19 protein-coding genes are annotated in these 21542 nt (G+C 57.9%); 11 read left to right on the top strand and 8 right to left on the bottom strand.

The features are described 5' to 3' along the window. The first annotated feature begins 48 nt into the window (after positions 1-48). Positions 49-1077 (top strand): AAA family ATPase, encoded by a 1029-nt coding sequence (locus tag SU48_RS06530; RefSeq protein ID WP_064014548.1) that lies wholly within the window; start codon positions 49-51, stop codon positions 1075-1077. Between the two features lie 91 nt (positions 1078-1168). Continuing rightward, complete coding sequence (locus tag SU48_RS06525) at positions 1169-2299, top strand: vWA domain-containing protein (RefSeq protein WP_064014547.1); 1131 nt, start codon at positions 1169-1171, stop codon at positions 2297-2299. 178 nt (positions 2300-2477) lie between these two features. Here the strand turns inward: SU48_RS06525 and SU48_RS14280 are convergent. After that, a protein-coding gene (locus SU48_RS14280) for an IS630 family transposase (protein ID WP_197474693.1) occupies positions 2478-3477 on the bottom strand; the annotation gives its coding sequence in 2 pieces (ribosomal slippage) (positions 2478-3005 and positions 3007-3477; 999 coding nt in all). 331 nt (positions 3478-3808) lie between these two features. On the opposite strand from SU48_RS14280, the gene SU48_RS14135 reads away from it, so the two are divergent. From SU48_RS14135 to SU48_RS06500, 7 genes are all read left to right on the top strand, one after another. Beyond that, on the top strand, positions 3809-4237 hold the full coding sequence (locus SU48_RS14135) for a hypothetical protein (RefSeq protein ID WP_157451101.1): 429 nt from the start codon (positions 3809-3811) through the stop codon (positions 4235-4237). A 107-nt stretch (positions 4238-4344) separates the two neighbouring features. Beyond that, on the top strand, positions 4345-5064 hold the full coding sequence (locus SU48_RS14130; protein WP_157451100.1) for a hypothetical protein: 720 nt from the start codon (positions 4345-4347) through the stop codon (positions 5062-5064). 291 nt (positions 5065-5355) lie between these two features. Then, positions 5356-5703 carry a hypothetical protein gene (locus tag SU48_RS14125; protein ID WP_157451099.1) on the top strand — a complete coding sequence of 116 codons (348 nt, stop codon included), beginning with the start codon at positions 5356-5358 and terminating at the stop codon, positions 5701-5703. Further along, positions 5703-6872 (top strand): hypothetical protein, encoded by a 1170-nt coding sequence (locus SU48_RS14120; protein WP_157451098.1) that lies wholly within the window; start codon positions 5703-5705, stop codon positions 6870-6872. The genes SU48_RS14125 and SU48_RS14120 overlap by 1 nt, the downstream gene beginning before the upstream one ends. Positions 6873-6991: 119 nt before the next feature. Then, positions 6992-7315 (top strand): hypothetical protein, encoded by a 324-nt coding sequence (locus SU48_RS14115; RefSeq protein WP_197474692.1) that lies wholly within the window; start codon positions 6992-6994, stop codon positions 7313-7315. Between the two features lie 70 nt (positions 7316-7385). Next, entirely contained in the window at positions 7386-8819 is a 1434-nt protein-coding gene (locus tag SU48_RS06505; RefSeq protein WP_064014543.1) for a hypothetical protein, read from the top strand. Then, complete coding sequence (locus tag SU48_RS06500) at positions 8816-9316, top strand: NUDIX domain-containing protein (protein ID WP_064014542.1); 501 nt, start codon at positions 8816-8818, stop codon at positions 9314-9316. Before SU48_RS06505 ends, SU48_RS06500 begins: the two co-directional genes overlap by 4 nt. Positions 9317-9342: 26 nt before the next feature. Here the strand turns inward: SU48_RS06500 and SU48_RS06495 are convergent, their stop codons facing one another. Next, positions 9343-11628, bottom strand: a complete 2286-nt coding sequence (locus SU48_RS06495) for an ATP-dependent helicase (RefSeq protein ID WP_064014541.1) — start codon at positions 11626-11628, stop codon at positions 9343-9345. 121 nt (positions 11629-11749) lie between these two features. Between SU48_RS06495 and SU48_RS06490 the strand changes: the two genes are divergently transcribed. Further along, on the top strand, positions 11750-12673 hold the full coding sequence (locus tag SU48_RS06490; protein ID WP_064014540.1) for a cation diffusion facilitator family transporter: 924 nt from the start codon (positions 11750-11752) through the stop codon (positions 12671-12673). A 63-nt stretch (positions 12674-12736) separates the two neighbouring features. On the opposite strand, the gene SU48_RS06485 is transcribed toward SU48_RS06490, so the two are convergent. The 5 genes from SU48_RS06485 to SU48_RS06465 form a co-directional block, all read right to left on the bottom strand. After that, positions 12737-12943 carry a DUF1540 domain-containing protein gene (locus SU48_RS06485; protein WP_064014539.1) on the bottom strand — a complete coding sequence of 69 codons (207 nt, stop codon included), beginning with the start codon at positions 12941-12943 and terminating at the stop codon, positions 12737-12739. A gap of 205 nt (positions 12944-13148) precedes the next feature. Further along, the gene (locus tag SU48_RS06480) at positions 13149-13658 is read right to left on the bottom strand and encodes a hypothetical protein (RefSeq protein WP_064014538.1); all 510 of its coding nucleotides are present in this window, start codon (positions 13656-13658) and stop codon (positions 13149-13151) included. A gap of 169 nt (positions 13659-13827) precedes the next feature. Further along, a complete protein-coding gene (gene typA, locus SU48_RS06475; RefSeq protein WP_064014537.1) occupies positions 13828-15609 on the bottom strand; it encodes a translational GTPase TypA in 1782 nt (593 codons plus the stop codon). Between the two features lie 224 nt (positions 15610-15833). Then, positions 15834-16781, bottom strand: a complete 948-nt coding sequence (locus SU48_RS06470) for a GNAT family N-acetyltransferase (protein ID WP_197474691.1) — start codon at positions 16779-16781, stop codon at positions 15834-15836. A 63-nt stretch (positions 16782-16844) separates the two neighbouring features. Further along, positions 16845-17576: a PQQ-binding-like beta-propeller repeat protein gene (locus SU48_RS06465; protein WP_064014536.1), complete on the bottom strand. Its 732-nt coding sequence runs from the start codon at positions 17574-17576 to the stop codon at positions 16845-16847. Between the two features lie 312 nt (positions 17577-17888). Here SU48_RS06465 and SU48_RS06460 point away from each other — a divergent pair, with 312 nt between their 5' ends. Continuing rightward, positions 17889-19535: a methylmalonyl-CoA mutase family protein gene (locus tag SU48_RS06460; RefSeq protein WP_064014535.1), complete on the top strand. Its 1647-nt coding sequence runs from the start codon at positions 17889-17891 to the stop codon at positions 19533-19535. Between the two features lie 75 nt (positions 19536-19610). Here the strand turns inward: SU48_RS06460 and SU48_RS06455 are convergent, their stop codons facing one another. Continuing rightward, positions 19611-21446, bottom strand: a complete 1836-nt coding sequence (locus SU48_RS06455; RefSeq protein WP_064014534.1) for a hypothetical protein — start codon at positions 21444-21446, stop codon at positions 19611-19613. Between the last annotated feature and the right edge of the window lie 96 nt (positions 21447-21542).

Below are 21542 nucleotides of genomic sequence, written 5' to 3'. Positions count from 1 at the left end.
TTCCCACCAGCGACCATCTACGTTCCACATCCCAAAAGGAGCACTGCCTTGAGCCTCACCCCCACCGAACTGCAAACCTACCTCGCGGCCCTCACACGCGGCCAACTGAAACTGGCCACCATGATCTGGGGGCCTCCCGGCGTGGGCAAAAGCAGCGTGGTGGCGCAAGTGGCGCGGGCGCACAACCTCGATTTTGTGGATGTGCGGCTGTCCCAGTTGGCCCCCACCGATCTTCGCGGATTGCCTGTGCCGCAAGCTGACCCAGAGGGCAACGGCGGAGTGAGCCGCTGGTTTCCGCCCGAATTTTTGCCGCGTGGTGGGCACGGCATCCTCTTTCTGGATGAAGTGAACATGGCCCCGCCCACGATGCAGGGCATGGCACAACAATTGATCCTAGATCGGCGCGTGGGCAGCTACGAACTGCCCGACGGTTGGTTCGTGTGGGCGGCGGGCAACCGCAAGGAAGACCGCGCCAGCGTGTTCGACATGCCCGCGCCCCTAGCCAACCGCTTCCTTCACCTGACCGTGCGGCCTGATTTTGATGCGTGGCGAGCCTACGCTCTGGGCCGCAGCCTGCACGAACACGTGATCGCCTTCCTGACCTTTCGGCCCGAGTTGCTGCACCGCCTCGATCCCCAGCAACCTGCTTGGCCCAGCCCGCGCTCTTGGGAAATGGCCGCGCACCTGCACCGCGCTGGGCTGGACGTGTCGCCCGCGATTGGCGAGGCGGCGGGAGCCGAATTCAGCGCCTTCGTGCGGCTGTTCGAGCAGTTGCCTGACCTCGGAACCGTGCTGAACGGGCAGGGCAGCGGCCTGAAATTGCCCGACGAACCCAGCGTGCGCTACGCCGCCGTCGTGGGTCTGGCTGCCCGCGCCGCCGATGCAGACGAGGCTTACCACGCCTTCCGCTGGCTCAGTGAGTCGGCTGGCCCAGAGTGGCTGCAACTGTATGTGGCGACCCTCGTGACCAAATTTCAGGCGATTGGGCAACTGGGCGAATTGGCCGGATTGCTGGGAAGGGATGAGCGGTTGGCGGAACTGGTGGCGGGAACGTTGGCGCTGAGCGAGGGAGCGTAGTGGAACGGAGGGGGTGGATCGTGGATGGTAGAAAAAGATCAACTCACGATGCACGATCCGTGATCTCTCGACCAACTTCACCGGGAACACCATGACGCCGCCCCCAGATTTCCAACGCCTGATCTCCGGCTCCCGCCTGCGCATTCGCAACAAGTCTGCCTTTTTTGCCACGCTGCTGCTGCACGCCGAATTTGTACCCTCTCAGGAAGTGGCCGCCGCAGGCACAGACGGCGAGCGGGTGTACGTGAATCCCGAAGTGGCCGCCAACCTGCCGCCCGATGTGCTGGACGGCCTGCTGCTGCACGAGGTCTTGCACGCTGCCCTGTCGCATGTGCAGCGGCGCGGCCCCCGCGAGAAGAAACGCTGGAACCGGGCCGCCGACCTGATCGTGAACGGCATGGTCACGGCGGCGGGGTTGCCCGTGCCGCCGCAGAGTTCGGGGGCGCAAGCACCGCAAGACGAGCATCTGGAAAAGCTGAGTGTGGAAGAGGTATACACGGCGCTGGAAGGCGAGGAACACCCCGGCGACGAAGACAGTGACGACTTGCTGGACAGCCCGCCCGGAGACGCGCCGCCCAAAAATCCTAAGCCGGGGCAGCAGGCGGCCAAGCAGTGGCAACAGGCTCTGGCACAGGCCCGCAGCGTGGACGCCATGAGCGGCGGCAAGGGCGACGATCCCCTCGGCATGCACCGAGAGCTGATGCGGCTGGCTCCGGCGCGACTGGACTGGCGGGCGCACCTGTGGCGCTTTTTGGCCCGCACTCCGGTTGATTTTGGGGGCTTTGACCGCCGCTTCGTGGGGCGCGGCCTGTACCTAGAGGCGCTGGACGACGAAAGCCTGACTGCGTTGGTGGCCGTAGACACGTCGGGCAGCGTGGACGATGAAGCGGTGCGGGCCTTGGTGAGCGAGGTGCAGGGCGTGCTGGGCGCGTATCCGCATGTCCGGGCCACCCTCTACTACGCCGACACCGAGGCTTACGGCCCCTTCGACCTGCGCCCCGGCAACCCTGTTCCCCCACCGCAAGGGGGCGGCGGCACCGATTTCAGGCCCATTTTCAGGCTGCTGGACACCCACGAACCTGATGTGCTGATCTATCTGACCGACGGCTACGGCGACTTTCCCGACACGCCGCCGCGTATGCCGACGCTGTGGGTGGTGCCACCGGGCGGGCTGGAAGACGAGGGCTTCCCGTTTGGCGAAGTGCTGCGGCTGGAGGAGTGAGGGAATTGAGCTGACCAAGTGTGTATTGAGACTGTGCCACACGGCGAAAATGTCGCCTAAAGTACTATCTGTCTAGTCATTTAGTTTTCCGGGGGGGGGGAGTAGAGTCACGTCGGATTGGAGAAAGGGGAAAATAACAATAAGCCCTCCACCACAATAGATTTCTATTGATTCCGGTTTAAATCGGAGTTGCCGCCATGAGCCGTTGTGGCAAGCTGATGTACCGAATCCGCTGCCAACCCGCACGGAGCCGCGCTTTGAGTTCTTTGGTCGTCTTGGCACAGAAATTGCCTAGAATGTTGCGTTTGACGTACGCCCAGACCTTTTCAATGGGATTGAGCTCTGGCGAGTAGGGCGGTAAATAGACCAAGGTCAGCCGTTCTACACTCTCCACGAAGGCCGATACGGCCTTCGCTCGGTGAATGGCGGCATTGTCCAGCACCACGACGACCTCGCCTGGCACATGCTTCAAGACATGGTGCAAAAACGCCACCACATTGTCCGTCTTGATGGCTCCTGCCTGCGTATGCTGCAGGAATTGCCCCGTTGAGGTGATCGCACCAATGGTCGACAGCTTCTGCCAACTGGCGGGGAGACGCACGATGGGCGTTTTCCCTTTGGGGGCCCACGTTCGGCGCACCACACCCTTTAAACTGAAGCCCACCTCATCGAGATACACCAGGGTCGCGCCGCGCGCGACCTTTTTTTTCGACCTCCAGGCGCGTGGTCTGCACCCAGATTCGCCGTGCCGTCTCGTTCTGCTCGAGCGCTCCCTTGCTCGGTCGTTGAGGTGAAAACCCTAGGCCATGGAGCAGTTTGCGAACATGATCCGGGTGGTACCACACGCCTAACCGACGACCGATGACCTCACGCACTCGAGGTGTCGTCCACGTGTCATCCGGAAACCCAAACGCGCGAGCACCCTCCTGCAGGAGGGTGCCGATCTGTTGCCGCTGTTCCGGCGTCAAGCGGCCCGGCCGACCGGGCGTGACGGTGGCTTCCAGACCACCCTGCTTGTTGAGACGCTGCTTCCAAGTGTAAATGGTGTGGATGGAAACGCCGAACTGATCGGCAATCTGCTGGTTGGATTGACCACCGGCTTGAATCACGGGCAGAGCGGCGAGCCGTCGTTCTTCAAGTTGAGCGCGGGTGTACTTGGAGGGTTGCCAAAGGGCCATACTTCACCCAAAATAGCAACTTGTATTTGAACCGCTATCAATAAATGGTTTCGCTCTCTGCTTTCACTCAGTGGGAAGGGAGAATCCTTACATAGGCTTGAACTTTCGTAACTACTCAGATGATAAACACGGCAAAAAATCGATACTGATTCGTTTTTCGACTGAATACGATACCAAAATTACGTTCTGAGCATCGATTTGGGAGATCACCCTCAACATAAGAAGGTCGATTACTATCTAAAATGGCCGGTTTATATGCTGAGCAATTACGAACTTCCTTCCTCGTCTCACTTAGCAATTTGAAATCGCCCAACCTGATTGGAGGTGTTACTTGCTCAAGATTATAGGAATGTTCACAGGAGTACTACTACTCTTGCCTGTTAGTGTAAATGCGTCAGGCACAGAGCCAAAAGTACTTTACACATTCAAATCAGGAAAGGTTTACGATGCCAACAGTCGCGTTATTAATAAATCCTGTTATAGTATGATAGGTACTACTGAAGAGGAAGTGAAAAGCGCATATAAAGTTACAATTCAATCCATGAAACTCACATCGCCACCATCAAGTAAAAATATTAAGCCAATTGTTCTATTCATTATCAAAGATAGTAAAATTTTTGATGTGAGAGGAGATAAAATAGATAAAGTCTGCTATTCTATATTAGGTGTTACGGATAAATATGTAAAGTCAATAAAATATGCAGAAATTGCCCAATCTCTTCAAGAAGGTCAATTTTATATATTTAAGGAGATGAAATGAACACACGATACGCCGCATTTTGCATCTTGATTACAGTCGGCCTCGTCGCTTGTGGCAAACAAGACGTGGTTAACACCCCCTCTGAATCTCGTACTACTCTTAAAGTCGTGGCGAAAATCATCAACGGGATAGTATATAGTGCGGACGGGGGCAGAATGTCTATGCAAGATGTTACCAAGACAGATTTGGGTGGACTAAATCCAGAGGAAATCAGCAATGCGATTGATGTAGAGATTATATCAATGGACAATATGACCGAAACACCTGAAAAAATCAATAGAAGTTTCAATGAGACTGAGGAAAGATCTTTAAATGCACAAAATCTGGGCGCACAGGCTTCATGCGTGTTTGATTTTAATAAAAATGGCAAATGTGATACCTACCTAGATTACGAGATCATTGCTAAAAAAGATTATTATGGTAATTTTCGACAATTTCTTTATGAGGGCTCCAGAAATGTGTGCTGGAGCGCCACCAGTACTTTCTGCGAGTTTGGCATGAAGAATACTTACACAGGGAGTGTTAAAGCAAGTGTCACTGGCAAATGGGTGTTTCCAGCAAAACAAGAAATTGGCGGAAGCTTGGACTACACATACACTTGGTCAACAGAGTTAAACGCCACAACTCGCATTCCCAAAGGCTCCTGTGCGCAATATAAGGTTACGCTGAGCAATACAGAATATAAAGGATATTATAAAGCGCCTTTTTATGAAATCACCAATATATGGGGTGCAAAATCCTACGTTGGAACTTATAATATTCCCTACGAAAGATGGAGAGCTGTTGTTCCAGCTTCAACTACAGCCAGAGGCTGGTTTGCTTGCTGATATAGTGTCAGCAATAGTAGGTTACGTCCAAATAGTTAGGAGGAGTATAGAAAGTCAAAAGTAAGTAATTGGCTGGCGGGAATATATTTACTCATTAAATTATGAGCAAATCGGCGGACAGTCCGCGCTGAAGAGGCATCTGAGTCTAACGAACAGGTGATCATTTGCTGGAACCAGATGCCACATTCAAATCGATTTTGCGTTAACTTAGACACAAGAGGATGATACAGCCTTTTTTCCAGTATATTCAATCATAAAAAACTCAGAGCGCATCTAAGTTAAGGAGTCAATATGAAGAGAGTTTTACTTTTGAGTTTATTGACGATCTTGGCATCTTGTGACACGATGTCTGAACCCATACAGCCTACCACTGCCACTGATGAGTTTGCCTATCCCGACACACCACCTGTATCTACAAACCTGCCAGCAATCCGCCCAAAAACAAAAGTGCTGACTCAGTTTGCCTCACAGACAATCCAACAATACTCGCAGGACGGCGAAATAACAATTAAGAAAAACATCAAATTTCCAATACGTGCCCAAAGCGAACTGGGGACTATGAAGATAGATGATGTTGCAGACGTAGAAATTGGCACTCTTATCGTTTCTGCCCTACAACTCAAGCTCCATATGGCCTAATGCGTAAGATTTCCTCTGTCATTCAGAATCCAGATGGAACGACAAGCATGGAAACTGAGGAAACCACTTTATCTGATGTCATTGCGGGGTCAGATGTCAAACCAGGGGATATTCCGAAGCAAATCGTTTCGACTCCTATTGAAGTTTCCATGATGGCCGTACCCCCATCTGATGCCATAGCCACGCAGTCACTTCCAAAAGTACTGTCTATAAATGACGCTCAACGTTTGTCTCAGCAAGGGTGGGATTTCTTTCCAATTGGTAATTCCAGATGTTCGAGCAGTTCATCACCCGAAAATCCCATCAAACGAGAAACGTGTGTCGGTATCAAATTATGGATGACAGCACAAGTAGATATTGGATGGTGGTGGGCATTTCCTTATCTGAAAGGATTCGGGATATGGGCAAATGGATATGTAAGCGCAGACAACAGCTTTAATTTTGTAGCAGAAGTATCGCCTCAGCCTAAAGAGTATAAAATGCCCAGTTATAATCAGCGTTTGATCGATACTCCAGGGCCAGCAACTGTTTTTTGGGCAGGGCCAATACCTATTGTCCTCACGCCTAAAATTATACTTGATCTAACGGCAGAAGGTTCACTCAATTTGCAAGCTGGTGCAAGCATTAGGGCATCAAGCTCCATTCCAAACATCAGCTTTGGATTAGGCTCGGAATACGATCCAGTCAAATACGGTTTCTATTGTGGAAACACAGTAAAAAATAATGCTTGGGGCTGCCAAGAAATAAACAACACATCAGAGAAATTTGAACAGACCCGGCAAAACCTTCTGAACTGGAATCAGATGTCAAATCCCTTGTCGGTCTCCGCAGAAGTATATGCAAATGCGTCCTTAAATTATAAAGTATCCACCAAGCTTCAAATAGGGGTCTATCTATATGGAGTAGTTGGCTTGGCTGAAGAACTGTCGCCATACATTGGGCCACGTCTAAATCTTAGAACTTCTGTAAACAGCACAGATTTTAAAGTTAAGACTCAGCTCGATGGCGGAATATATGCAGGTGTCAAAGGGCGTTTGTATGGTGGAATTGACGTCCTTGGCTTCAAATTGCAAGGGGATATATTTCCAGAAGGAGATGTTATTCCAGAACAGACGCTCATCAATTTTGGTCAGTATTGCTGGACAGAATCAAGGCGTGCCACATGCTAAAAATACCTAAACTCAGCTTCATCCTCTTGACTAGCACCGCCCTTCTCTCCGCCTGTACTCCTAGCCTGAACTCAATTTCTTGGAGTTATACACTCAAAACTTCGGGCGATTTAGGAGACATGACTATCTTCAATGGTCAAAGTCGTTCAAGTATTATCCGGTACAATAGCGACTCTTTTTCGTTTGGCATTCAGCTTCTTCCCGTTGATGAACTGCCGCTGGGCAAGATAAGCGAGACCTATAAGATAGTTTTTAGTTCGCAAGATTATAACATCTCTCCAAGCTCAGTTTTCACGAAACTTGCCTCAAATTCATCCATTATGTTATCGCCCAAAAATACCGCATTGTCAGAGAAGGCAAGGTTTATCAAGATTTCTGCGTATGACAATACTGAAAACCTTCTCCTCTCGCATATTCTTGAAATCACTACAGCCAAACGCTGACACACACTCAGGCACATGCCCCCCGCACTTCTCAACCCTGTGCGGGGGGCAACTGTCATATCCTCCCCCCATGCACTCCGACGCCTTCCATTCCTTCACCTCATCGGCTGAACTCGATCCGCGCTCCCTGACGGCCCTCGGCGTGGACGGGGCGCTGGAGGCGGCGAGCCATGCACGGGCTACGTCCGACACGTTGTCGGGGCTGTCAGCCCACCCCGATTCGCGGGTGCGGGCCTTGGTGGCGCGGCATCCCAACACGCCGCCCGAAATCTTGGGCACACTGGCGGCAGGCTTCCCGCGTGACGTTTTGGAGAACCCCGGCCTGCCCCTGATCCGGCTGGCGCGGCCGAGTTTTCTGGGCATGTTTCCGCCCGAAGGCGTGGTGGCGCTGCTGGGCGTGCCGGACGCTCCCAACTGGGTGTTGGACGGCGCGGCGCGGCACGAGGATTTTGGGGTCAGAACGGCATTGGCCGGGCGCGTGGGCCTGAGTGCCGAACGGGTAGCCTCGCTGGGAGCCGATGCGGGTTGGCAGGTGCGCGAAGCAGTGGCCAAGCGCCCCCAATTGCCCGAGCCGCTCGTGCGCCAACTGGCCGCCGATGACGACTACGACGTGAGAAAGGCGGTGGCGGTGCGGCCCGACCTGCCCACCGATACTCTGCGCGAACTGGTCAAAGACCCGCACGGCATGGTGCGCTCCAGCGTGGCGCGGCGGCTGGATTTGCCGCTGGATTGCCTGCTGATGCTCGCCAGTGAAGATCACCCTGACCCCGATGTGCTGGCGACCCTGGCCCGCCGAATGGATTTGCCCGGAAACGTGCGGGCTTGGCTGGCCTCGCACGATGAACCGCTGGTGCGGGCCGCCGCGTTGCAGGCGTGGCGCGTACCCGCACCGTGGTTGGGCCGAGCCGCACTGGACGCCGACCCAGACGTGCGGGCCGCCCTTGCCCGCCGCCCAGACACCACGCCGGACACCCTGATCCAGCTCTCAAACGATGATGCGGAGGGGGTGCGCCGCGCCTTGCTGGAACGCAACGACCTGCCCGAAGCCGCGATTCTGGCGCTGCTGCGTTCGCCGGAGCAGGATATCCGGCTGCATATCGCCAGCGCCGAGGGACTCACAGACGCCGTGTTGGACATCCTTCTGACCGATTCAGACCCCAGCATTCGCACCCTGCTGTCGGTGCGGCCTGATATTGGTACGGCTCGGTTGGCCCGCCTGGCCGCCGACGACAACGCCGAGGTGCGCCGAGCGGTGGCCTATGCCGAAGCGCCGGGAGAAGGCGTGCTGACCCGCTTGGCCACCGACCCCAACGCCGGAGTGCGCCGCGCCGCCGCCCTGCATCCACAGTTGCCCACCGAAGTACTGCCCACGCTGGCCCGTGACCCCGACGGGGGTGTGCGGATGATGATCGCCGGACGCGCCGACCTGCCGGACAATGTGCGGGCCGAGTTGCAGGCCGACCCCGACCCCAGCGTGCGCTTGGATGCAGGCGGCACAGCATGACCGAGTTCAACCCTGATCCGGTGGATATTCGCTTACCATTGGGCGGCCTGACCTTCAGCGTGCGGGTGGCAATTTTGTGCGTGCGGAATGCCCATACACCGGAGGCCTGCCTGCTCGCCAACACCGAAGACAACTTAGGATTCTGGTATCTGCCGGGGGGCGCACTGGGCACAGGCGAGACCAGCGAAAGCTGTGCCGCCCGCGAGTGGGCCGAAGAAACGGGCACACCGCCGGGGGGAATGCAGTTGGTGGGAATCGTGGAGAATCACTTCGGCCCACCGGACAACCGCGCCCACGAAATCGGTTTTTTCTACCGCATGGACGCGCCCGCCGAGTTGCCCGCCGAATCCTTCCCGGTGTTGGACAACGCGAGCGTGCGCTGCGAGTGGATTCCACTGGCAGAACTTGAATCGCGGCTCGTGTATCCACGGAATATAAGCGAGCTTTTGCGCGTACCAGCGGGCGAACTCCGGCACTGGGTGGTCTTAGACGAGTAGAGACAGAAGCCCAAGCTAAACTCAGTTCAGGCCAAGCTCAGGTTTGCAAACTTCACCAACAGCTTTTTAGTTCCCACGCTGGGAAAATGCACCGTCACTTCTTGGCGCTCGCCCATGCCTGCGACTGCCAACACCTGACCCGCGCCAAATTTGGGATGCGTCACTTTTTCGCCGCCCCGGTAGGCCATCTCCGCCGTCATGGAACTGGTATTTTTCACGGCGCTGGGGTGGACGAAGGTGGGTGCGCTGGGACGGCTCGGCACGGTGGGGCGGTACTCTTTCCACGTTTTGGCGCGGTATTCGATGACCTGTCCGTAGGGATCGATGGTGTCAAACCCGCCCTCGATTTCTTCCAGAAAGCGGCTGTCTTCGGCAGCGTTGGTTTTGCCGAACTGCATCCGGTTTTGCGCGGCGGTGAGGAACAGGCGATCCATCGCCCGCGTGATGCCCACATAGAACAGGCGGCGCTCTTCTTCAATGCCGCTCGCCTCCAGCAGCGCGTTTTTGCTGGGCAGCAGCCCTTCTTCGGTGCCCACGATAAACACGGTGGGAAATTCCAGCCCTTTGGCATTGTGCAGCGTCATCAACGTCACGGCTTCTTCGGGCACGTCGCGGTTTTCCTTCTTGGCCCGCATGTCGTCCACGCTGGACAGCAACGCGGCGTCATCCAAAAAGTCGCCGATGGTGCCGTCATTGGTCTGAGACCATTCCTCGGCGGCGCTCACGAGTTCTTCCAAGTTTTCCAGCCGCACTTGGCCTTCCTGCCCTTCTTGGCGCAGCAAATCCAGATACCCGCTGTTCTCGATCACGAAGCGGAAAAACGGCCCCGGCAGATAGTTGTCGGCGGCGTCGCTCATGGCGGCCATCAAGTCGGCAAATTCTTTGGGCTTCTGCGCGCCCCGGTCAAGAATGCCTTGCTCAACGCAGTTGGCGCAGGCCGTCAGGATGGAGGTCTGGTTCAGCCGCGCCCACTCCATCAGCTTTTCTAGGGCCGTATCCCCGATGCCGCGCCGGGGCCGTCCGATGATTCGGCGCAGGGCCACATCGTCGTCGGGGTTGATGGCGAGGCGGGCATAGGCGAGGATGTCGCGGATTTCGCGGCGGTCATAAAACCCCACGCCGCCCACGATTTTGGCCGGAATCTGCACCCGCCGCAGCGACTCCTCAATCACGCGGGATTGGGCGTTGGTGCGGTACAAAATCGCCATATCGGTCAGCTTTTGCCCCTGCCCATGCAGCCTTGTCACCCACTCGGCCACGAAGTCGCCCTCGGCCCGGTGGTCGGTGGCGCGGTGAAACACGACAGGATGACCGTCATCCTTAACCGCCAACAGCGTCTTTTCTAGGCGTTCGGAGTTGTTTTCAATCAGTCGGTTGGCAATGCCCAACACTTTGGCGCTGGAACGGTAATTGTGCTCCAGCATATACACCTTGGCGTCGGCGTAATCCTTCTGAAAGTCCAAGATATTTTGGATGTCTGCACCGCGAAACTTGTAAATCGATTGATCGGGGTCGCCTACCACCAATAAGTTTCTATCTCTGGAGGCCAGCAGGCGCGTCAATTCATATTGCGCCTTGTTCGTATCCTGATACTCGTCGACATGAATAAAGCAGGCGCGGTCTTGCACTCGGTCAAGCACGCCGGGCACTTCCTTAAACAGCCGCACCGTTTCGGTAATCAGGTCGCCAAAGTCGATGGCGTTTTGGCCTTTCTTGCGGGCCTCGTAGCGGCGGTACACTTCAGCGGCGGTTTCGCGGGGCAGGCCGCTGATATAGGGTTCGGGCCAGCGTTCCAGATCGGCGGGCACCTGCAAATTGCTCTTGGCCCGATCAAGAATGCCGCGCAGCACACGGGGATTGGTGTCGGGGCCAATGCCCGGCACCGCGCCCATGATCTCCTTCAGAATGTCCATCTGATCGTCGTCGTCGTAAATCACGAAGCCGCGCCGCAGCCCGATGTGTTCGCCATACGCCCGCAAAATCCGCACGCCCGCGCTGTGGAAGGTACTCATCCACAGTTTGTCGGCCCCCTTCACCAGATGTTTGGCCCGCTCGCGCATCTCGGCGGCGGCCTTGTTGGTAAAGGTCACGGCCAAAATTTCGCCGGGGTCTGCGCCGTAATGCTGGATCAGGTGGGCAATCCGGTAGATCAGGGTGCGCGTTTTGCCGCTGCCCGCGCCCGCAATGACCAGCGCGGGGCCGGTGTAATGGTCGGCGGCCTGCGCCTGATTGGGGTTCAGTTGGCTCAGCAGATCAGAGGCGGGCAGGTTGGCAGCAGTCAAGTTGGAGGGAGCAGAATCCGGCACAGTCACCGAACAAGTGTATCAGGCCGCGTTATGTGATGGGCGTAATGGAACGCAACCCCGGCCCATCTCCGCTGTCCCCGCTCCGGGCACCGTTTTCGCCGCGCCTAACCCTGTTAGCCTACAGCCGATGACCTCTGGCCCACTTCCTCTGCCGCCCGCGCCGCCCACGTCCCTGATCCGCATTGCGGCCTTCAGCGTGGTGGTGGCGCTCGTGGTGCTGGGTCTAAAATTCGTGGCCTACTTGCTGACGGGCAGCGTGGCTCTGTATTCCGACGCGCTGGAAAGCGTCATCAACGTTGTGGCGGCGGGCGGCGCACTGCTGGCGCTGTGGGTGGCGGCGCGGCCCGCCGATGCCAACCACCCGTATGGGCACACCAAAGCCGAATACCTGAGTGCGGTGGCGGAGGGTGTATTGATCGTACTGGCGGCGGTGAGCATTTTGCGGGTCGCCATCCCAGACCTGACAAGCCCCAGGGTCGTGGACGCGCCGCTGCTGGGCTTGGGCGTGAACCTGATCGCCACAGCCATCAATGCCGTATGGGCGAGCGTGCTGCTGCGCGTGGGCCGAACCGCCCGCAGTCCGGCGCTATTGGCCGATGGGCGGCATGTCTTCAGTGACGTGCTGACCAGCGTGGGCGTGCTGATCGGCGTGCTGCTGGCAAAATTTACCGGCTGGCATGTGCTTGACCCGGCACTGGCGATTCTGGTGGCCCTCAATATCCTCTGGAGTGGCTGGAATCTGATGCGCGATAGCGTCGGCGGCCTGATGGATGCGGGCGTGAATCCCGTCACCGAGCGCCGCATTCGCACCGTCATCAGCGAGCAGGCCGAGGGCGCACTGGAAATCCACGATCTGCGTACCCGGCACGCGGGCCGCACCACCTTCGTCGAGTTTCATCTGGTCGTGGCCAGCGAAATGACCGTCCGCGCCGCACATGCCATCTGTGACCGATTAGAGGACGCGATCCGGGCCGAAATGGAAGGCGCACACGTGACCATCCACGTGGAGCCGCAGGACAAAGCCAAGCATCACGGCGTATTGGTGCTCTGAGACAGCAAAAAGCCCAAACCTGAGTCTGGGCTGAAGCGTTCTGCGGTATCGAATTGTGGTTATTCAGTCGTGACCGGGATTGGCCTGCATGCCCTGCGTCATATCGGCCCCGTCTTCGGGCGCGAAGGTCATGCAATGGGCCATCTGTGCGCCCATTTCACCCATGACCATTTGCACTTCTATCTGTCCGGCGTGGCACTGCATATCTTCGTTGTAGCGGCAAGAAGTGGCGTCGCAACGGCTGACCAAAGACTTAGAGGTGTCATTCATGTTGATTCTCCTGTACGGGCAGAATGAACTGACCGCCCAGAAACCATCGTGATCTGGCTTGCAAAATGAATATCAGCCTACAATTCCGACTGTCCCGCGTGGTTTTGTACGCCAGCCCAGAAAAAAGCGCGTCCAGACGAGATTTGTACTCATCTGGCCTCTGAATACCAGCAGAAGTACATGAGACCAAAGCCAACCCGCGAGGTCAGTTCAGCAGTGTGCCGCGAATGCTTTGGGCACAGGCAATTCGGTGGGCCACATCGCGGGCGTCCAGTTGGCCCAGTTCACGCAGGCCCGCTGCCACCACTTCCACCTCGGCCCACGAACGCCGCAACAGCACCCGCGCCCGCGCTTCCAAGACCGACAGGTAAGCGGGCAAGACTTCCTGTTCTTCGGGTTCGGTCAGGGCCAACGTCAGCAATTCGCCCGCGTCGCGCACTGACCCCATCCGGCTTGGAGCGAGTCCCAGCAACGCACCCGCCGCCGCCTGAGCCGAGGCCACCAGCACAACTTCTTCGGCCAAAGCGCGGTTCAGGCGCAAAGCATCGGCGTCGGGCGCACTGGTATAAGCCACACCCTCGAAGTTGACCTGTGCCAAGCGCAGCGGGGCGCGGGGATGAAGATGGGCCAGCACCGCCTCAGCCGCCAATAATAGCGAGCGGGTGTGCGTGTTGAGGTGGGCGGTGGCGGTGGGGGTGGTTTGGAGTTGGGTCATTAATCCTGAGTCCTATAGTCAGGATAAAGCTCAGGTCAAGGGCACACAAGGGCGAATGTCAGACAAGTGAGCCTTCATGGTGGCTACTGGCCCGGAGACAGGCACTGTATACAGCAAAAGCACGCGCCCCAAGCCGAAGCCGGGGCGCGTGCCGAGCAGATTTCTCTGCTTACTTGCGCATGCTGGGGTTCAAGACCTTCTTCCGCAGACGGATGCTCTGAGGCGTCAGTTCTACGAGTTCGTCGTCGCTGATGTACTCCAAAGCGTCTTCCAAGCTCATGCGCTTGGGCGGAATCAGGGTCAGGGCGTCGTCGGCCCCGCTGGAGCGCACGTTGGTGAGCTTCTTGTTCTTGCAGACGTTCACGTTCATGTCCTGCTCGCGGGCGTTCTCGCCTACGATCATGCCCACGTACACGTCAGCGCCAGCGTCGATGAAGAAGTTGCCCCGGTCTTGCAGTTTCCAGATGGAGTAGGCGAACGCGGTGCCGTCTTCCATGCTGACGAGCGAACCGTTCTGACGGGTTTTCAGTTCTCCAGCCCAAGGCGCGTAGCCGTCGAAGATGTGGCTCATGATGCCTTCGCCCTGCGTCATAGACAGGAATTGGGTGCGGAAGCCGAAGAGGGCGCGGCTGGGAATCTTGAATTCCACGCGGGTGCGCTTGCCCTGAGGCTCCATGTTTACCATCTGGCCCTTGCGGGAGCTGAGGATACCGATCACGGCGCTGGAGTGATGCTCCGGCACGTCAATGACGAGGTGTTCCACAGGCTCATGCTTCTCGCCGTCGATCTCGCGGATGATGACCTGAGGCGAGCCGACCTGCACTTCGTAGCCTTCGCGGCGCATGGTTTCCAAGAGAATCGAGAGGTGAAGTTCGCCGCGTCCGCTGACTTTAAACTCGTCGGGGCGCAGTTCTTCCACTTTCAACGACACGTTGGTCATCACTTCGCGCTTCAAGCGGTCATTCAGGTGGCGGGAGGTGACGTACTTACCTTCCTTACCAGCGAAAGGGCTGGTGTTGGGCTGGAAGGTCATCGACACGGTGGGTTCATCCACGGTGATGATGGGCAAGGCCTCGGGATCGGCAAGGTCGGCCACGGTTTCGCCAATCTGGGCGTCCTCGATGCCCGCCAACGCCACGATGTCGCCCGCGCTGACGCTGTCGGCTTCGATGCGGCGCAGACCCATGTGGGTAAACGGCTGCACGATACGCGACTTGGTCATGGTGCCGTCTTTGTGGATCAGCTGAACGAATTCGCCCTTCTTGACGGTGCCGCGCTGAATGCGGCCCAACACGATGCGCCCCAAGTACTCGGAGTAATCGAGGTTGGTGACGACCATCTGGAACGGCTCGTCCACTTTGACGGGAGGGCTGGGGATGTACTCCAGCACCATCTCGAACAGTTCGTGCATGTCTTCCTGCGGGCTTTCCAAGTCCTTGTACGCTTTACCTTCGCGGGCCACGGCGTACAGGATGGGGAAATCCAACTGGTCGTCGCTGGCTCCGAGTTCGGCCATCAGGTCAAACGTCAGATTGACAACTTCTTCGATACGGGCATCCTGACGGTCAATCTTGTTGATGACCACCACGATTTTCAGGCCGAGTTCGATAGCCTTCCGCAGCACGAAACGGGTCTGGGGCATAGGGCCTTCGGCAGCGTCCACCAGCACCAGAGCGCCGTCGACCATGCCCAACACGCGCTCCACTTCTCCGCCGAAATCGGCGTGTCCGGGGGTGTCCACGATGTTGATTTTGATGCCCTTGTACTCCACAGCGGTGTTTTTCGCCAAAATGGTAATGCCACGTTCTTTTTCAAGATCGTTGCTGTCCATAGCACGTTCGGCAATTTCTTCGCCGTGACCGAGTTTCAGGGTTTGCTTGAGAAGTCCGTCTACCAGCGTAGTTTTGCCGTGATCGACGTGTGCAATGATCGCAATATTCCGGTATTCCATGTTCATTCTCTCCCCCGCCCGCAAGCGCACCAGCAACGGGCTGGAGGCGAGGGCGGAACTTGGTGCATGTCCGGGGCGCTGGCCTGACACTGTGGTCAGGATGTGCCTGTTCAGAAGCCCAGCGGCCCCGGCATGAAAAGGCTCGCCACACATCACTGGTGGGCGAGACACCCAAACATAGATTCTAGCAGATCAGCAGGGCGTCAGGGCAGGGTCAAGCAAATTCAGGCCAAAGCATGGAGCAGGGGCAGCCATGACCAGCCCCCTATATCCACGCGCCCCGCCTGCAAAGCGGCTTGTCGTGCGCCCCGATTGTCTGCATGAATGGTGCCAAGGAGGACGCGATCTCCTTGGGGCAATGCTTGAGCCAACAACGTGGTCAGCGCCGCGCCGTATCCACGTCCCCGGCAGGCTGAAGCCAAGATCAATTCCTGAAGCGAATAGGCGTTTAGACCGTGCTTGGGCTTAGGCAACACGCCCACATACCCCACCCACTCGCCGTTTCGCAGCACATCGAACATGGTTCCCGCGTCTACCGTTTCCTGCAAATCTTCCTCAGAGAAGATGCGGGCCTGACCAGGATGGGCGGGATGCAGGCGGTCTACATCGGCATAAGCCTCACGCGCCGCTGCCAGTTGGGACGTGTCCAGCGTGGGTCGGAGCGACAATTCTGGGGGAGTGGGACGAGGTTGCAAGTCGCGCACAGGAGCAGCCAGCACGCGCATATCCGGCTGTGTGCCTACAAAAGCCCCAGCTTCGGCAGACGACCAGAACCGGAGACGCTGGGGGTTGAATACACCATAGGTTTGCTGAGCTGAAGCGGAGAGCACAGGCAAATCGGCGGGCAATACGGGGCGGGAAGTGGCGCTCACATCTACAAACGGTTTGTCAGGATTGCCGCCCTCGAACCGGATGCTGAGCATGGCGTCAAGGTCAGGCCGCACCGAGAGCCACCGGTTCAAAAAGGCTTCTGGCGGCTGCGAAATGTTCATCCACTGGGCGCGATTGGCCGCCAATTCCAGATCGGTTGCCAATTGCAGATCGAAGGCGTGTTCGTCGGCCAGATTGCTCAGGCGCTGGGATTCCGAACACCACCCCAGGCTGACCGGATGCTGGGCGGCAAAGCTGAACCGGGCGAGGGCGGCAGCGGTGGGCAGAGTTGGAAGGGTCACTGGCCTCAGCTTAGACAGGACGAGTGACGGCGGCATGGGCTGAATGGCTGAGGCTCCGTGAATCTACTTGACGGCGGGCGCGGCGTTCCTGCGGTCTGGATATAACAACGGCGTCTGAGCCGCGCCACCGTGCCAATCCACACGGGCAATGAACGGGCCGCAAGAGTCTTGCCGTAGAGCGTAGAGAAACTTGTGGGCAAAGGTCAGACTGGGAATGCTTCCCTGATAATTCATTGGGCCGCAGTTGGGACGATTGGGCAGCTTGACCGTGAAAGAAGCCATCTTGCCTGTCGCCAGCGTGATGCGGTTCAAGGGCAGCAGACCTGCGCTGTTCATCGGCTGAGCGCCTGTACCCAGATCAATCACCAAGGCTTCAATATCGGTGTAGCCCACCAAGTCCTGCCTAGCCGTCCAGCGCACATTTCCTGTCTCCAGCGCGATTCCCTGTACTTTGCCTGTCATCGGTTCGCCAGACACCGCCGACAAAACCAGCGTTTGGCCTGCACTGCCCCTCATGCCTGCCGAAGCGTTAGCGTAATTCTCAAGTATGGGCGTCTGCCATAACAGTTTGCCCGTTTGTAGTGCGTAAGCCGAGAGAATGATTTGGCTTCCAATGAACGAATTTTCCTCACTGAGTAGCAGCAGTTTGCCGGGATTAGCCAACAATTCCAACCGCGTCGGATGGGCAAGCGGGCCAGTCTTGCGCCAAAGAAAGCGGCCTGCACGGGTAGCCGTCAGCGCCCCCGGCAACGCCCGAAACGTGATGCCCTGAGCGGAGGCTTGAGCTTGGGGCATGGGTGAAGTCGGAGCAGGCGGCTTAGCACATGCAAAGCTACCCATCAGAACCAAAGACAACCATCCCATCCGGCGGATTTGCATGGCGGCACACTAACGCCCCAAGCTGATGTGGCTCTGGTCTGCTAGGCTAGAGGCCACCTAACGAGCGTTTGTTTTTACTGCCTAAGTACGTCCAGATTACCGTTTCGGGATTCCGCAAAAGGCACTCCATCCCTCCACTCTCATCTGAACGTACTTTTTACCAAACTCGCTCCGCTCGGTTTATCTAAAGATAAACATGGTTACTCTTATTCACCCGGAGGTTTACCGATGAAGACCAAAAATGAATGGCTGCAAAGCGTGTATCAACCCGCCGTCGCCAAGCACCCGGAGCGCAAATACAACCATAAGAACTTGTCGGACATGGAACCCGACCCGATTTATACGCAAGACGACCTGAAAGAGTGGGACGCCGAGCGTGATTTGGGCTATCCGGGCGAGTTCCCTTATACGCGGGGCGTGCAAGCAAGCGTGTACCGGGGCAAACTCTGGACGATGCGGATGTTTGCAGGCTTTGGCAGCGCCGAACAGACCAACGAACGCTTTCATGCACTCTTGCGGGCCGGACAAACGGGCCTGAGTACCGCCTTTGACCTTCCCACCCTGATGGGCTACGACTCCGATCATCCCTTCAGCAAAGGCGAAGTGGGCAAATGCGGAGTGGCGGTGGCGAGCCTAGCCGACATGGAAATCTTGTTTCAGGGTATCGATCCAGAACAAGTCACCACGTCTATGACCATCAACAGCCCCGCCAATGCAATTTGGGCCATGTACATCGCCAACGCCCAAAAGCAAGGCAAAGACCTGACCAAAATTGGCGGCACCATTCAAAACGATATTCTGAAAGAATTTATTGCCCAAAAAGAGTTTATCTATCCACCTGCACCCAGTGTCAAACTGGTCATCGATACCTTCGAGTGGGGGCCTAAGATTGTGCCGAAGTGGAACTTTATTTCGGTCAGCGGCTACCATATTCGGGAAGCGGGCGCGACGGGCGTGCAGGAGTTGGCCTTTACCTTGGCTGACGGCTTCCACTATGTAGAAAAGGCGCTGGAGCGTGGGCTGGACATTGACGAATTCGCGCCGCGGATCTCTTTTTTCTGGGACATTCACAACGACTTTTTTGAAGAAATTGCCAAGTTGCGGGCCGCCCGCCGAATCTGGGCGCGGCAGATGCGTGACCGCTACGGCGCGAAAAATCCCAAGTCTTGGATGCTACGCACGCATTCGCAGACCGCTGGGGTAAGCCTACCCGCGCAGCAACCGCTGAACAACATTGCGCGGGTGGCGATTCAGGCGTTGGCCGCCGTGCTGGGCGGCACGCAGAGCCTGCACACCGACGCCTTTGACGAAGCGCTGGCCCTGCCCACCGAGGAAGCGGCGACCATTGCCCTGCGAACGCAGCAAATTATCGCCTACGAAACGGGCGTGGCGGGCGTGGTTGACCCATTGGCGGGCAGCTACTACGTAGAAAAACTGACGGACGATATAGAAGCCGCCGCGTTGGGCTACATCGAACAGATTCGCGCAATGGGCGGCGTGGAAGTCGGGATTGACAACGGCTTTTTTCAACTGGAAATGGCCGAGGCTGCTTACCGTTACCAGCGCGAAGTAGAGAAAAAGAGTCGAATTATCGTGGGTGTGAACGACTTTGTGCAGGACGCCGTGCAGGTGCCGCTGCAACTGATCGACCCGGAAGTGGAACGCGTGCAGGAAGCGCGACTGGCACAGGTTCGCCGCGAACGCGACCCGGCCCGCACTGCGGCGGCGTTGGCGGCCCTACGCGACACTGCGGTAACTGGGGCGAACTCTATGCCCGCCTTCCTAGAATGCGCCCATGCCTACGTGACGCTGGGCGAGCAGATGGACGTGCTGAAGGGCGTGTACGGGGAGTATGTAGAACCCGCGATGGTGTAAAAGCGGGGGTGGAGTGTGGATCGTAGATCGTGGTTTAACCACTGGCTACGATCCACACTCTTTAATCTGTCTCTATCAGGGCTTCACCCCAAACACCGTCACCGCGTTCAGGCCGTCCAGCAAGCCCGCACCTACGGTTAGCTTGGCGTTGTCGGGTGACCAAGACATGAAGGCCGGAGCGTTGGCGAGAGGCGGCGTGCTGGCGGCTACTTTACCACTGGCAATGTCAACGACATCCACTCGGAAGCTGCGTTCATCGGCGTTGACGAGGGCCAGCAGGGTGCTATCTGAACTCCAGCGGTGCAGGTTTTGGCGGGTGGCGGCTGAATTGGCTTTAAGTGTGGCGTAGGGCCGACCCTCATTGGGGCGGTACAGGCCCACTTCTGCCGTGTTGGCGTCGGCAGACCGGGTGACGGAACCCAGCGCCAGCACGCCTTTCCCACTGATTTGGAGTGAGGTGTACGACTGATTGGCGGTCATGGGAGGCAGCGTCAATGGGGCGCGTTGGCGGGTGGCGAGCGTATAGACGAACGGCGCGGCGTTTGCAGGCAGGACGAAGAGGCGGGCCGCGTCGGGCGAAAGGGTCAAGCTGGAGGCGGCTAACACCGCTGGAGCCAGATTCAGCGCACTGGCCTTGAAGGACGCCACGACTTTCCCGCTGGCCTGAGAGACCACCGTGACACCTGCTGTATTCCAAAGCAGAGCGTGGTTGCCCCAGTGATTCACGCTCAAGCGGGCTTCTGCGCCTTCTGCCGCCGCCACAGAGGTCAGCACCCGCACTGCACCGCCCGACAAGAGGCCCACTTCTTGCCGTTCCTCAGACAGTACGCCGAGTGTCCAAGTGGTTTTGCTCATGGCCTGCACCGCTGCAAAGCCGCCTGCCACCGTTTTTGCGTCTACCCGCAGTTCCCCGGAAGGCAAGAGTGCCGCGCCCTCTCCCCCACCCAACAAGGCGGCGGGCAACGCCACACGCTGCACGTCGCGGAAGGTCAGATCGGCGCTGAGCAGGTCGCCGCTGTCGGTGAGGGCCGAAATCCGCCCCTGCCCGGACAGGCTGACCGGCTGGGCCAGCACGCCCTGAATCGGCAACAGTTTTTCCCTGCGCCCCGTTTGCAAGTCGCGGGATTCGGCGTTGCCGTCTACAAAGGTCAGCACTGAGGAATCGGGCAGCGGTAAGCCGGAGGCCGGATCGGAGGCAGGCAGGCCGCGCACAAGGGTGGAACTGGGATAGCCCTCGCGCAAAGCCAGCAGCGCAGACCCGGCCCGCGCCACAGCCCCCCGCCCATTGACACCGAAGTGAGCGTTCTGGGGCACGCACAGGGCGTCACACACCGTTCCAGACAGCACGGCCAGCGTGGTGGTATTGATCAGTTGCACCCGTCCACGTCCCGCTGCCGACGTGCCGATGACCGCCCGCACACCGTCCGGGGCGACAAATAGGGCGGTTACAGGGGTGTTCTGCACCGTCTGACGCGCTCCAGTCAGCACATTCAGGCGCTCTATTCGGGTTGAGGTTGCGAGCAGCAGATCGGTGTCCGAGACGAACCCACCCCCGCTTAGAGGCCCGGTAGGATGCTGGGCCACGCGCACGCCGTCGCCCAAGCGCCACACGTTCAGGGTGCCGCCCGCCGAGGTTGCCGCCAACGTTCCGGCCTGATTCACGCTCAGGCTTTGGCAGACCGTTTCTCCGGTGGGAATAAGCCGGGACACCTTGCCCACGCCGTCCAGCACAAGCAGGCGGTTGCCCAAGCACACGGCCCGGGAGTCGCCCGGCAGCCACGCCAAACCGCCCACTGCGGCGGGGCCAGTGACTTGCACTTGGCTTTCTACAGTGAGCGTCAGCGCCCCAGCGGGAGCCGCTACCAGAACAGCAGTCAGGAGGGAAAGGGTCAAGGGCGTGCGGAATTTCACGTTGCACAGTGTACGGGGAGTTGGATGACGGAGGAATGACAGCCGAGCTTGGACGGCCAGTAACAGGCCACAGCACAGGCAGGCGCACCGATGCTG

The sequence above is a fragment of the Deinococcus puniceus genome (assembly GCF_001644565.1).
Taxonomy (GTDB): Bacteria; Deinococcota; Deinococci; order Deinococcales; family Deinococcaceae; genus Deinococcus; species Deinococcus puniceus.
This window is presented reverse-complemented; position numbering and strand designations above follow the sequence as displayed.